The organism is Amycolatopsis sp. NPDC003731, assembly GCF_053586895.1.
Genome location: NZ_JBSFNC010000001.1, coordinates 44,331 through 57,603 on the forward strand (window position 1 = coordinate 44,331; position 13,273 = coordinate 57,603).

12 protein-coding genes are annotated in these 13,273 nt (G+C 72.5%); 5 read left to right on the plus strand and 7 right to left on the minus strand.

From position 1 onward, the window contains the following. The first annotated feature begins 372 nt into the window (after positions 1–372). The 3 genes from ACWDN5_RS00230 to ACWDN5_RS00240 are packed head-to-tail and all read left to right on the plus strand — an operon-like array spanning position 373 to position 2,660. On the plus strand, positions 373–1,581 hold the full coding sequence (locus tag ACWDN5_RS00230; RefSeq protein ID WP_310975654.1) for a cytochrome P450: 1,209 nt from the start codon (positions 373–375) through the stop codon (positions 1,579–1,581). Between the two features lie 31 nt (positions 1,582–1,612). Continuing rightward, on the plus strand, positions 1,613–2,002 hold the full coding sequence (locus ACWDN5_RS00235) for a hypothetical protein (RefSeq protein WP_310975655.1): 390 nt from the start codon (positions 1,613–1,615) through the stop codon (positions 2,000–2,002). A gap of 4 nt (positions 2,003–2,006) precedes the next feature. Beyond that, positions 2,007–2,660, plus strand: a complete 654-nt coding sequence (locus ACWDN5_RS00240) for a response regulator transcription factor (protein ID WP_449673678.1) — start codon at positions 2,007–2,009, stop codon at positions 2,658–2,660. A 51-nt stretch (positions 2,661–2,711) separates the two neighbouring features. On the opposite strand, the gene ACWDN5_RS00245 is transcribed toward ACWDN5_RS00240, so the two are convergent. From ACWDN5_RS00245 to ACWDN5_RS00255, 3 genes are read right to left on the minus strand one after another with little or no spacing between them, the layout of a single operon-like run. Further along, positions 2,712–3,854, minus strand: a complete 1,143-nt coding sequence (locus ACWDN5_RS00245; protein ID WP_449673679.1) for a S53 family peptidase — start codon at positions 3,852–3,854, stop codon at positions 2,712–2,714. 14 nt (positions 3,855–3,868) lie between these two features. Continuing rightward, complete coding sequence (locus ACWDN5_RS00250) at positions 3,869–6,004, minus strand: hypothetical protein (protein WP_449673680.1); 2,136 nt, start codon at positions 6,002–6,004, stop codon at positions 3,869–3,871. 29 nt (positions 6,005–6,033) lie between these two features. Beyond that, positions 6,034–6,957, minus strand: coding sequence for a DMT family transporter (locus ACWDN5_RS00255; RefSeq protein ID WP_449673681.1), 924 nt, complete (start codon positions 6,955–6,957; stop codon positions 6,034–6,036). Between the two features lie 50 nt (positions 6,958–7,007). Between ACWDN5_RS00255 and ACWDN5_RS00260 the strand changes: the two genes are divergently transcribed. Further along, positions 7,008–7,946 (plus strand): LysR family transcriptional regulator, encoded by a 939-nt coding sequence (locus ACWDN5_RS00260; protein WP_449673682.1) that lies wholly within the window; start codon positions 7,008–7,010, stop codon positions 7,944–7,946. On the opposite strand, the gene ACWDN5_RS00265 is transcribed toward ACWDN5_RS00260, so the two are convergent. The 4 genes from ACWDN5_RS00265 to ACWDN5_RS00280 form a co-directional block, all read right to left on the minus strand. Next, positions 7,903–8,238: a hypothetical protein gene (locus tag ACWDN5_RS00265; protein ID WP_449673683.1), complete on the minus strand. Its 336-nt coding sequence runs from the start codon at positions 8,236–8,238 to the stop codon at positions 7,903–7,905. The two genes, ACWDN5_RS00260 and ACWDN5_RS00265, sit on opposite strands and share 44 nt — an antisense overlap. Before the next feature lie 14 nt (positions 8,239–8,252). Further along, positions 8,253–9,611, minus strand: a complete 1,359-nt coding sequence (locus ACWDN5_RS00270) for a protein kinase domain-containing protein (RefSeq protein ID WP_449673684.1) — start codon at positions 9,609–9,611, stop codon at positions 8,253–8,255. 107 nt (positions 9,612–9,718) lie between these two features. Next, complete coding sequence (locus ACWDN5_RS00275; protein WP_449673685.1) at positions 9,719–10,180, minus strand: HNH endonuclease; 462 nt, start codon at positions 10,178–10,180, stop codon at positions 9,719–9,721. Positions 10,181–10,271: 91 nt separating this feature from the next. Then, a complete protein-coding gene (locus tag ACWDN5_RS00280; protein ID WP_310975664.1) occupies positions 10,272–11,210 on the minus strand; it encodes an alpha/beta hydrolase family esterase in 939 nt (312 codons plus the stop codon). A gap of 156 nt (positions 11,211–11,366) precedes the next feature. Here ACWDN5_RS00280 and htpG point away from each other — a divergent pair, with 156 nt between their 5' ends. Continuing rightward, entirely contained in the window at positions 11,367–13,256 is a 1,890-nt protein-coding gene (gene htpG, locus ACWDN5_RS00285; RefSeq protein ID WP_449673686.1) for a molecular chaperone HtpG, read from the plus strand. The last annotated feature ends 17 nt before the right edge of the window (positions 13,257–13,273 follow it).

A 13,273-nucleotide genomic window follows, 5' to 3' on the forward strand; every position in this document is an offset into this window, starting at 1 on the left:
CACCGGCCGTAGTGACAATTCCGGCTTCGGGGTGGTGGGCACCCGCCCAAGCCAGCTGCACCCTCCGGGCAAAGACCCGCTTCCACCACAGCAGCGCCCGACCGACCTCGCCGGAGCCGGACCGAGGCCCGGGGCGTCGGCGCGATCGTGGCGGGGTCTGGCCTCCGGCCCCCGGTTTCCACGATACCGGTGGCCACCGACAGTTCCGGTCCTCCCGGGCGGACGCGCTGGCCCGATCGGGCGGGGAACTCGCGTTCCCGGTCTGATCACGCCGTTCCTGAGTACCGTGGATCGCGGGGGGACCGGGGGAGCGGCCGGAGACCGGCCCGCCCGGGTTCGCGCCTGCCGGCCGCGCACCGGGAGGAGAAAGCCATGACCGCCACCACGGATTCGCCGCGGCTGCCGTTCCCGCGGCCGAACGTCCTGGAGATCGCGCCGCTGTTCCAGGTGCTGCGCCGGCAGGGGCCGGTGGTCGCCGTGACTACGCCGGCCGGGGATCCGGCCTGGCTGGTCACCGGGTTCGAGCAGGTGCGGGCCGCCTTCACCGATCCGCGGTTCGGGCGCTCGCACCCGGCTCCGGAGGAGGCGTCGGCGCTGTCCGACGCCGCCATCCTCAGCCGCCCGCAAGGCGACCACGAGACCGAGCACGCCGAGCACGCGCGGATGCGGCGGATGCTCGTGCCCGCCTTCTCCGCCAACCGGATCCGCCGGCTCGCCGGGCACGTGCAGGAACTCGCCGACGGCTGCTTCGACGCGATGGAACGAGCACGCGCCGGCGACGACCCGGTCGACCTGCACGAGCACCTCTCGTTCCCGCTGCCGGTGCTGGTGATCTGCGAACTGCTCGGCGTCCCGTACGAGGACCGCGACACCTTCCGGGTGCTGTCGGACCGGATGGGCCGGATGGACATCGGTGACGGTGCCGACGCCGCGCTCGACGAGTTCACCGCCTACATGAGCCGGCTCGCCGCCACCAAGCGGCGGAATCCGGGCCAGGACGTCGTCTCGGACATGGTCCGCGCGCAGGCCGGCGACCCGTCCTTCGGCGACGACGACCTCGCCCGCCTGGCCGCCGGGCTGCTGTTCGCCGGTCACGAGACGACGTCCAACCGGATCGACCTCGGCGTGCTCTACCTGCTCAGCGACCTCGCCCGCCGGGACGCGCTGGCCGCCGACCCCGAAGGCCGCGTGCACGGCGTCGTCGAGGAGATCCTGCGGATGTCCGCCCCGAGCGGGCTCGGCGTGCTGCGGTACGCGCACGACGACGTCGAGCTCGGCGGCGTCACGATCGCCCGCGGGGACGCCGTCGTGCTGGCGATCGCCGCCGCCAACCGGGACGAAACCGTGTTCCCGTCGGCGGAGACGTTCGACCCCGAACGCAAGCCCAACTCGCACGTCGCCTTCGCCTACGGTGGCTGGTTCTGCATCGGTGCCAGCCTCGCCCGCACCGAACTGCGCGTCGTCTTCGGGTCGCTGTTCCGGCGGTTCCCGGGGTTGCGCCTGGCCGCCGGGGTCGATGAACTCCGGATCCGGACCAACCGTGTCACCGGGGGAGTGGACCGCGTGCCGGTCCTCTGGTAGACCAACGGCGGTCGGGAGCGGAGGAAAAGACGTGACGTTGTGGGACAAGCTCGGGATGGACGACAAGCTCATCAAGGTGCTCAAGGAGATCCCGCCGGGTCCCGACGCCGAGGACTTCGGCCCGGCCTACGTCACGATCCACCAGCTGGCCGTGGAGCTGGACCAGCGGTTCCCCGAGGTCCGCAAGCAGCTGGACGTCCCGCTGGGCGGCGGCGCGACCCGGCACGCGGGCCTGGTCGAACTGCTCGGCAAGGAGCTGGTGGACAAGATCAAGCGCTACGGCGACGTCTACCCGATCGAAGCCGCGCAGCTGTCGTCGGTGCGGTTCCGGGAGGTGCGGCTGCGCGGCCCGGGCGGCCGGGACCTGGTCGGTGCTTCGAAGACCGACCTGCCGTTGATCCGCCTGCGGCCGAAGGACTGACGCGGTGCTCGTGCCGCCGCCGGTCCGGGTCCTGGTGGCCGAACGCGACCCGGCGGTGCGAGCGCGCCTGAGCACGGTCCTCGCCGAGGCGGACGGCATCGAGCTGGTGGGCGCGGTCCCCGACGCGACGGCGGCCCGCGGCACCCTCCGCCGGCGGTTGCCGGACGTGCTGCTGCTGGACCTGCGCCTGAGCCGGCCGGAGGAGTTCCCCCACCGGCCGGCGGTGGTGGCGCTGGCGACGTTCGACTCGGACGCGGGCATCCTGCGCGCCCTCCGCGACGGCGCGGCGGGGTTCCTGCTGCGCTCGGCCCCGCGGCGGGACGTGCTCAAGGTGGTCCGCTTGGCGGCGGACGGCCACCTGGTGCTGTCCTCGGACGTCTCTCGCCGTCAGGTGTCGGCGGCGACCCGGTTGTCCGGCCCGCGCGACGAGCGGATGGCGGCGGTCGACCGGCTTTCGGCCCGGGAGACCGAGGTGCTGACGGCGGTGGGCGCGGCCCTGACGAACGCCGAAATCGCCGAACGGCTGGAGCTGCCGGAGCCGGTGGTGCGGGAGTACGTGGCCAGGGTGGTGCGGAAACTGGGGTGCGCGCACCGGACCGGGGCCGGGCTGCTGGCCTACGAGCGCGGGCTGTGCCGCGCGGGGCTCGAAACCCCCTGACCGGGAAACCGGTGGCGCGGGCGAGCGAGCGAGCCCGCGCCACCGGTTCCGTCAGAAGCCCGCCAGCCCGTTCGGCACGCCGACCCCCGTCGGCGCGTCATAGCCCGGGCCCGCGACGCACATGTAGTCGCCGCCGCACTTCTTGCCACCGCCCGCCGGGTCGTTGTGGCCCGTCGTCACGTCGGTGAACGACCCCGCGTTCGCGTACAGAGCCGCCGGTTGGGTGACGCCCGCGTGGCCCGAACGGCCGATCAGGCCGGCGACGAACGGCGCCGAAGCGCTCGTGCCGCTGGCCGGGAGCCAGCCGCCCGCGTCCGCGTAGTGGATCGCGATGTCCTCGGCCGCCGCCGACACGTCCGCGACCGTCCGCTTGCCGCAGTGGGTGTCCTGCTGCCACTTCGGCTTCGCGATGTACGCCGAACAGCCGCTGCCGCCGTAGGTCCACGCCCAGTCCGCCCAGCCGCGCGGGGAGTCCGGGTCGCGGGCCAGCGACGTGCCGCCGACCGAGATCGTCGAGGCCAGCACCGCCGGGTAGCTCGCCGCCGTGAAGCCGGTGTCGCCGGAGGACGCCACCACCGTCACGCCGGGGTGCTGGTAGTGGCTCGCGTACGCCAGCGCCGCACCGTTCTCCCGCGCGCCGTAGCTGTTCGACACCACCTTCGCGCCCAGCCGCACCGCGGTGTCCGCCGTCTCCGCCAGGTCGGCGAACCCGGGGGTGTTGCCCTCCACGACCAGGATCCGGCAGGACGGGCACGCCGCCGAAACCATCGAGACGTCCAAAGTGGACTCCAGGGCCCAGCCGAAGTTCACCTCCGGCAGCGGCGCCGCGGCGCCCTGCTGGTTGACCTTGCGGAAGCAGCCGTTCGCCGTCGTGCACGGCGGCAGGCCGTACTGCGCGCGGTACGCGGCCAGGTCGGCCTCCAGGTTCGGTGCGTCGAAGGCGATCGAGATGCCGACGACGGTGTCCGGCCCCGCCGAAGCGGGCAGCCCGTAGGCCGACGCCAGGTCGTCGGCGCCCCAACCGGCCGGGCCGAAGGCGCGGGCCGCGCCCGGCGTGTAGGTGGTGAGGCAGCGCAGCACGCCGGGCTGTTCCGGACACGCCGCGCGCGGCCCCGGTGCGGCACTCGCCGCCGGGGTGACCACGCCGGCGGCCGCCACCGCGGCGGCCAGCACTCCGAGCCATCTCCTGCTCACTGTGGACAGTCCCCTCATGACACGTAGACGTGGTAGGCGGCGGTGATCGTCTCGGCGATGGTCGCCCCGGCGGCGTCGGCGGCCGTGACGCGCAGGGAGACGTCGGTTCCGCGGAACGCCTCCGTCGTCGCGGAGAAGTCCGCGTGGAAGACGCCGTCGCCGCGGGCGGTGACGGGCGCGTCCTGCCAGGTCGTGCCGTCGGTCGAGTACTGCACGGTCGCGGCCGTCACCGGCGAACCGGTGCTCTGCTGCAGGTGCCCGACCGTGAGGTCCGGGCCCTGCGGACCGGAGACCGTGGACCCGTCCGGCCGCAGCCCGCCGACGGCGTACCGCAGCGTCAGCAGCGGTTCGACGGCGCAGTTCCGGTCCGGCCCGCCGTCCCCGCGGGCGCAGTACAGCGTCGGCGGCAGGGTGACGCCTTCGACGTGCTGCGACTGCCACGTCCATTCCGTGTGGCTCGCGGTGCTCTGGTGGTACATCGGCCCGGTGCGCCCGGCGTCGATGGTGAGCCCCAGCGTCGACGGCCCGGGCGCGACCTCCGTGTCGAACGCGGCCGCGCGGGCGCCCAGCGGAGTGCCTTCGGCCAGGGTGGTGCCGTCCTGGGTGAAGCGGTAGGACCCGGTGATGGTGTCCCGGGACTCGCCGGAGAAACCGTAGCCGGTGTGACCGGGCTGGTTGTCACTGAACGGTGTGATCGAGAATCGCAGCAGATCGCCCGCCCGGGTCGCGCCGGGCAACGTGTAGGCCCGGCTGTCGTTCAGCGGCAGCAGGGCCACCTCGCCGGCGGGGTGCAGGGGGAAACGGTTCCAGTCCTCGGTGACCGACGAGCCGCCCTGGTAGGTGTGGAACGGCTCGCGCTGGCCCCCCGCCCAGCCGGACCCCGGCAGGGTGTACTTCGCGAACCCGCCGAACCACCCCAGGTCCGGTGCCGCCGACACGTACTCGGTCTGCTTGCGCGGCAGCTGGATCGGGTGCGACGGATGACCGCTGACGTCCTCGAACGTGAACATCCCGCTGCGCTGACGCATGCCGAGCGACGAGTACTCGCTGAAGTAGGTGGCGTCGACCGCGGCGACGTCCTTCGCCGTGATCACGTACCGCTGCTGCGGGATCACGCCGATGCTCGCCTTCTGCAGCACGTATTCGTACGGCGTGCCCGGTCCGGGCGGGGAGACGAGCCTGCTGTACGGATAGGTCTGCAACGCGCCGGTGCGCACCGGCGTGCTCGTCGGCGACACCGAAATCGGCACGCCGGGCCCGGCGTCGAAGTCGACGAGCAGCGCCGGCCCGGTCTTGGCGGCCCGGCGGAACAGGAAGCCGGTGTCGTCCAGCAGCGCCGGGCGCGGGGTCACCCAGGTCAGCTTGCTCGACGCCCGTTTCGCGTCGACGCGGACTCCTCTGTCCGCCTTCACCGTGAACTCCGGCTGCGCGCTGAACCGCAGCTCGGTCGGGTTGCCGTCGGCGTCGGTCGTCCAGAACACGCCGAGGGCGCTGTAGTTGCCGTCCGGCACGCTGAACTTGGCCGTGCCGCCGAAGAAGTAGTTGAAGGTCTCGTCCGGGGCGAGGGTGTTGCCGTCGTCGGTGTTGTAGAGGAACGCGATGCCGGTGTCGGCGGGCTTGCCCGCGATGTCGGTGGCGTCGAGCGACACGGTCCGCATCACCGACCGCGGCTGGGCCGCCGGCCGCTTCGGCGCTCCCGGCAGGGCGTAGCGGACGCCGTTCGCGAACAGGCCCTGGCCGCCGAACCGGCCGCGGGCGCTGTCTTCTTTGAACTGCCGGGCCAGCGCGGCGCCGAAGGTCGCGGTGTCCACCGGTGCCTTCGCGCCGGCCAGCAGCGCCTTGATGTCGAACAGGCTCAGGTCGAGCCCGCGTCCCAGGTAGGGCAACGCGGTGCCGGGCACCTCGTAGTCGCGGCCACCGAGCCGCAGGTGCACGAGCGCCCGCGCCATGCCCTTGTCCGCGGCCGGCCGCACCTCGAACGTGTCCCGCCCGTCCGGGGTGGTCCCGACGGTGACCCGGTCCCCGGTGGGAAGCGTGACGGTCGGCGACGGGACCCCGGCGGTCGCGGCGGTCGCGGCCGGCGGGGCGAGCCCGGCCACGCCCGCCGCACCGGCGAGCAGGACCGCGAACACCGAAAATGTTCTTCGCACTGGCACCTCCGTGTGGTGATCGATCACCACTACCGACGAGCCGGCTGCCCCGGCCGTTGAGCCGCGTTGTCGATCTTTTCCGAATTACCCCGACCGGCCCAACGACGGACCGTGGTCCCGATCAGGACGACGCCGGCGACGCTGAGCACCCCGCCCGCGAGATCCACCCAGCTCGGCCGCTCGCCGAGCCAGCCGAACGCCACCACCAGCGCCACCGCGGGCACGAGGTAGAGGGCCGCCGTCGCGACCGTGAGCGAATGCCGGGCCACCGCGTACCCCCAGGCGACGAACCCGGCCGCCGACGGGAACGCGCCGAGGAACACCACGGACAGCGTCGCTTCCGGGGGCGCGCTCGCGAAGGCGTGCACGGCCTGCGGTGCGAGCGGCGCGAGGAACAGCGTCCCGGCCCACATCGCGTAGCAGGCGACCTCGAGCCCGGTGTAGCGCCGCAGCAACGGCTTGCTCCCGAGGTGGTACACCGCCTGGACGGCCGCGGCGGCCAGCACGGCCCACGCCGCGCCCGAGTAACCCAGGCCGCCACCCGTGGCGATGAGCGCGCTGCCGCCGAGGGCCACCGCGCTGCCCAGCAGCTTCGCCGCGGTCAGCCGCTCTCCCAGGAACGCCGCCGCGAGCAGCGCGCTGAACACCGGCGCCACCGACACGAGCAGGCTCGCCGTGCCCGCGGGGACGTGCACCTCACCCCAGTTGAGCAGCAGCTGGTAGGCGCTCATCCCGGCCAGCCCGCACCCCGCGATCGCCGGCAGGTCCGCGCGGCGCGGCCGGCGGACGCCCAGCACGGGCGCGACGAGCAGCAGCACGGCCGACGCCACCGCGAGCCGGGCGAACGACAGCCCGGCGACGCCGTAGCCGTCGAGGCCCACCTTGATCGCGGGGAACGCCGACGCCCACAGGACGACGGTGACGGCCAGTGCCGCGGTCGCTTTCAGCTTCACCAGCCCATCGTCGGCGGTAGGATGCTGAAGTACCAGTTACTCTTTCTTGCTTGATCAGGAAGCTGGACTTCATGTTGGAGCTGCGTCGCCTGCGCGTCCTGCACGGACTCGCCCAGCACCGGACCGTGGCCGCGACGGCGGCGGCCCTGCACCTGACCGGGCCCGCCGTCTCGCAGCACCTGGCCGCGCTCGAACGCGAGGCCGGTGTCCCGCTGCTGGAGAAACGGGGCCGCACGCTCGCCTTCACCCCGGCCGGACGGCTGCTGCTCTCGCACGCCGAAGTCATCCTCGACGACCTCGCCGCCGCGGAATCGGCCTTGGCCGCGGCGGCCGGGAACGGCGGCACCGGCACGGTCCGCGTGGCGGCCTTCGCCTCCGCGGCCCGGCAGCTCCTGCCGCGGGCGTGGGGCGGGCCGGTCTCCCTGCGCCTGGTGGAGCAGGAGCCCGACGCCGCCCTGGAGTCGCTGCTCCGGCAGGACGTCGACGTCGCGGTGGTGCACGGGTATTCGCTCCTACCGCGGGAGATCCCGCCCCGGTGCGCGGAGCGGATCCTGCTCGAAGACCCGGTCCTGCTGGCGCGGGATCCGGCGTCGCCGGGGCCGGCCGACGGCGAACCGGTGGACCTGGCCGCCTTCGCCGGCCGGCCGTGGCTGGTGCCGACGGCCGACCTGTCGTGTTACGCGATGATCCAGCGCGCCTGCGGTGCGGCCGGGTTCGTGCCGGAGATCGCCGCGGAATCCGCCGACTTCGCCGTGCTCGTCGCTCTCGCGGCAGCGGGCGCGGGAGTGGCACTGGTCCCGGCCATGGCGTTGCCCGGCGGGCCACTCGGCGTCAGCCTGCACCCGCTGCGGGAACCGTTGACGCGCAAGGTGTTCGCGGTGACGCGGGCGGGCCTGGCGCGGCGGCCGGACGTCTCGGCGGTGCTGAACCGCCTGGACAGCGCCGCTACTTCTTACGGGCTTGCTCGACGGCTTCCAGGAACTCCTTGACCTTGGCGAGCTTGTCGCGCCCGTAGCGGAAGGTGTTGCCCGGCAGTTTGTCGCACCCCATCGGCACGTTCGCGACGATTTCGGTGTGCCCTTCCGGCCCCACGAAGACGATCTCGCCGACGTCCTTGCTGGTCGCCTCCCGGTGCTTGACGTCAATGAGCTTCGCGACCCGGAACCGGTGCGGCCGGTCGTCCGGGAGGAACCCCAGCGCCTTCGTGGCGACCTTGAGGGTGACGGTCCGGCCGTCGAAGTGGATCGACCGGCGCCGGTCCCGGACGTGGTGGGGCTTCAACGGGCCTCCCGTGGTCAGAGCGTCCGGCAGGTGAGCGCCGGGCGGGCGTCGTCACTTCCGTTCTGCGTCAGGGCGATCAGGCCGAACGTCGTGGTCTTGTCCGCGTCGAGCTTCGCGTTCCAGGCGGCGTTTTCGACCGTCACCGTGGAACCATCGACCGAGAAGGTGCCGTTCCACAAGCCGCTGATGCGGTGACCGGCGGGCAGCTGCCAGCGGACGCTCCAGCCGGACAGGCCCGCGGACCGGTCGTTGCGCACCGTCACCTCGACCTGGTAGCCGCCGGGCCAGGAGTTCGTCACCTCGTAGCGGGCGGCGCAGCCCAGGTCGGCCGGGGTCGTCGGGGTGGGGGTCGAGCTCGGCGGTGCCGCGGGGGAGGACGAGACCGGTGCGGCCACCGGTGTGCCGTCCGGGACGATCGCCGTCCCGATAACCACGCCGAGGGCCAGCAGCACCGCGCCCGCGGCGCCCGCCAGGACGAGCCGGCGGCGCGGACGGCGGACACGCAGGAGCCGGGTTCCGGCGCGGGGCCGCGGCCGCGGCGGCGGCAGGGGACGGCCGCCGGTGACCGCTTCGAACAGCTCCTGGACCTCCGCCATGGCCGGGCGCGCTTCGGGGTCCCGCCGCAGCATCCGGGTGAGCACTTCGGCGAGCGGCCCGCGGTGCCGCGGCGGGATGGTCTCTTCCTTGGCGATGCGCAGCAGCAACGCGATCGCGTTGTCGTCGTGGCCGAACGGGGGAGTGCCCTCCAGCGCGCGGTAGAGCGTCGCCCCGAGGGAAAAGACGTCGGCCGGGTACCCGGCTTCCCGGCCCCCGGCGACTTCGGGCGCCAGGTACGCCGGCGTGCCCGCGATGAAGCCGCCGCCGGTCACAGTGCCTTCGCCGGTGGCGCGGGAGATGCCGAAGTCGGCGATCTTGACGACGCCGGACTCGCCGAGCAGGACGTTGCCGGGGGTGACGTCGCGGTGCACGACCCCTTCGGCGTGCGCGGCGGCCAGCGCCGACGCGATCGGCGCGCCGATGCGCGCCACCTCCTCGGCGGGCAGGGTCTCGCGGTCGAGGAGGAGCTCCGCCAGGCTGCGCGACGGCAGGTACTCCATCACCAGGTAGGGCCCGCCGGGCGCCTCGACGACGTCGTGCACCGTGATCGCGTGCGGGTGCCGCAGGCGGGCCGTCAGCCGCGCTTCGCGCAGGGCCCGCTGGTGGGCCTGGTCGCCGGCGGCCGGCCCGATGGCCGCGTCGTAGTCCAGCTGCTTGATCGCCACGACCCGGTCCAGGCGCTCGTCGCGGGCGCGCCAGACGACGCCCATCGAGCCCTGGCCGATCCGCTCGGCCAGCCGGTAGCGCCCGGCGATCAGCTCTCCTGCGTCGGTCACGGCGACCTCCCCGGCCTTCCCCAGCGCACACGGAACACACGGATGCGGGTGGCGATCGGTTCGAGCCTAACGGCCTGCCCGCCGGTGTGCCGACGGACAGGCCGTGCTCAGGTGCCGGGCCGGTGCAGCTGGTCCCACGCCGGGACGTACGGGGTGAAGCGCAGCTTCATCCCGGCTTCGGCCGGCAGCTTGGCCGCCTTGCGGGCGTTGCAGCTGCGGGCCGTGCCGCCGCACGCGGCGACCGTGTTGAGCCAGTCGGTCCGGGCGCCCCCGCGGCTCAGCGGCGTCACGTGGTCGATCGTGGTGGCGCGCTGCCCGCAGTAGGCGCAGCGGTGGCCGTCACGGACCAGCACGCCCCGCCGGGACCAGCGCGGCGGCTGCGTATATCGCCACTTCATGACGACGTAACGCAGTAACCGCACGATCTTCGGGCGCGGGAACAACCCGTACGCGAGACCCTCCTCGGCCTCGTGGATCTCGGCGACGTGGCGCACGAGCATGCGGATCGCGTGCGGGACCGAAACGGTCTGCAGCGGCTCGTAGCCGGCGTTCAGGACAAGCACCTTCACAGCGCACTCCGTTGCGACGATGGGGACGCGGGACTTTCCCGCCTGGTGGAATCAATCGTCGCCGAGGGGCCTGACCTGCGTCAATCGCGTTTCACCACAGGGGATGCGCGCGGAAGAACCGCCAGATGACCGGCGTCGCGTCGATCACCGTCGGCGTCGCGGAGTCGTTGTTGGGCCGGGTGCTGGGCCAGACGTGCCCGGCGCCTTCCACGCGGTAGTGCTCCAGGGCGCCGCGCCGGTCGCAGCCGAGCCACTTCTCGGCGACGACCCCGGTGACCGGCGTCCACGACACCGGGTCCGGCCGGCAACCGTCCCTTGTGGACCAAGCCGCGAGCCAGTCCGGGAGCGCGGGCAGGCCCTTCGCCGGGTTGCCGGCGTAGGGGATGGTCGTGTCCGCCGTGCCGTGGAAGTCGAGGACCGGCACCGGACGGCGGGGCGTGCAGGCGCCGCCCTGGGGGTAGAAGGCCCCGGACACCGGCGCGAAGGCCGCGATCCGGCCGCCCATGCGGCAGGCCAGCACGCCGACGAACCCGCCGCCGTTGGACTTCCCGGCGGCGTAGATCCGGCTCGGGTCGACGCACAGGGAACGCTGCAGCGCGTTGAGCAGGTCGCTGGTGAACAGGACGTCGTCGGCGGCGGCCGAATAGGGCGCGCCGGTCCATGCCGATTCGCCGTCGGTGCCGATCAGGCCCTGCGGGTAGACCGCGATCGCGTCCAGCGCCGAGAACCCGGACAGTTCCTCCTGGTACTGGGACGTCCGCTTGTGCCCGTGGAAGGACAGGACCAGCGGGTACGGCCGGTGCGGGTTGTAGTGCGCCGGCAGGTGGACGGTGTACTCGCGGTCCAGGCCGCCGGAGGTGACGTGCCGGGTGGTCGTCACCCCGGCCGGGATCCCGGGCGCGCGCCCGCAGCCGGTGGTCGGGACGGGGCGGTCGGCGACGCCCGCCGCGGCGGCGGGCGCGGCGAACGCGGTGGTCAGGGCACAGGCGGCGGCGAACACGGCCGCCCAGCGGGGCAAGCGTCCGGGCACTCGATCCTCCTTGATCGACAGCGGGGCGTGGCCAGCATCACACCGGGAGCCGCGGGTCCCTAGATTGCGTTCATAAAGTGCGCGGTCCCGGACTGTCGGACCCGCTCGGTAGGATCGACCCAACAACGGCCGCCGGACATGCGGAAGGGAATGGAAGTGACTGCCCCGATCGAGACGCTGGAGTTCCAGTCGGAAGCGCGTCAGCTGCTCCAGCTGATGATCCATTCGATCTATTCGAACAAGGACACGTTCCTGCGGGAGCTCGTGTCCAACGCCTCCGACGCCCTCGACAAGCTGCGGCTGGAGTCCTACCGCGACAAGGACCTCGAGGCGGACACCGGCGACCTGCACATCGCGATCGAGACCGATCCGGAAGCGTGCACCCTCACGGTCCGCGACAACGGCATCGGCATGACGCGCGACGAGGTCGTCGCCCTGATCGGGACGATCGCCAAGTCCGGCACCGCCGACTTCCTGACCAAGCTGAAGGAGGCGAAGGACGCGGCGGCGTCGCAGGACCTGATCGGGCAGTTCGGCGTCGGGTTCTACGCGAGCTTCATGGTCGCGGACAAGGTGACCCTCGTGACGCGCCGCGCGGGCACCGCCGAGGGCGTCCGCTGGGAGTCGACCGGCGAAGGCACCTACACGATCCAGCCGGTCGAGGACGCGCCGCAGGGCACCGCGGTCACGCTGCACCTCAAGCCCGAGGACACCGAGGACCACCTCTACGACTACACGTCCGCGGCGAAGATCCGCGAGATCGTGAAGAAGTACTCCGACTTCATCACCTGGCCCATCCGGATGAAGGGCGAGGGCGACGAGGCCGAGACCGTCAACTCGATGAAGGCGCTGTGGGCGCGGTCGTCGAGCGAGGTCACCGAGGACGAGTACCACGAGTTCTACAAGCACGTCAGCCACGACTGGCAGGACCCCCTGGAGACGATCCGGCTGCAGGCCGAGGGGACGTTCGAGTACCAGGCGCTGCTGTTCCTGCCTTCGCACGCGCCCATGGACCTGTTCCTGCGGGAGCGCAAGCGCGGCGTGCAGCTCTACGTCAAGCGCGTCTTCATCATGGACGACTGCGAGTCGCTGGTCCCCGAGTACCTGCGGTTCGTCAAGGGCGTGGTCGACGCGCAGGACCTCTCGCTGAACGTGTCGCGGGAGATCCTGCAGCAGGACAGGCAGATCCAGCTGATCCGCCGTCGCCTGGTCAAGAAGGTCCTCTCGACGGTCAAGACGATGATGACCGCCGACGCCGAGAAGTATGCGACGTTCTGGCGCGAGTTCGGCCGCGCGGTCAAGGAGGGCCTGCTCGACGACTTCGAGAACCGCGAGGCCATCCTCGAGATCTCGTCGTTCGCCTCGACGCACGACGCGGAGAAGCCGACTTCGCTGCGCGACTACGTCTCGCGGATGAAGGACGGCCAGGAGCACATCTACTTCATGACCGGCGAGTCGCGGTCCGCGATCGAGAACTCGCCGCACATGGAGGCGTTCCGCGCCAAGGGCTTCGAGGTGCTGGTGCTGACCGACCCGATCGACGAGATGTGGGTCGACTCGGTGCCGGGCTTCGACGGCAAGCAGTTCCAGTCGATCGCCAAGGGCCAGGTCGACCTCGAGTCGGAAGAGGACAAGAAGGCCACCGAGGTGGCCCGCGAACAGCAGAACAAGGACTTCGAGAGCCTGCTGTCGTGGATGGGGACGGCGCTGGGCGACACGGTCAAGGAGGTCCGGTTGTCGTCGCGGCTGACGACGTCGCCGGCCTGCATCGTCGGCGACACCCACGACCTGACCCCGACGCTGGAGAAGATGTACCGCGCGATGGGGCAGGAGCTGCCGCCGATCAAGCGCATCCTCGAGCTCAACCCGGAGCACGGGCTGGTTTCGGGGCTGCGCGAGGCCCACGCCGCCCGCCCGGAGGACGAGGGCCTGGCCGAGACGGCCGAGCTCCTCTACGGCATGGCCCTGCTGGCCGAGGGCGGCGAGCTGGCCGACCCGTCCCGGTTCATCAAGCTCCTGGCCGGCCGCCTGGAGAAGACCCTCTGAACCGCGGTCGTGAGTGG

Excerpts from the sequence above, each read along its gene's own strand:
- ACWDN5_RS00230 (WP_310975654.1), top strand. The coding sequence starts at position 373 with ATGACCGCCACCACGGATTCGCCGCGGCTGCCGTTCCCGCGGCCGAAC.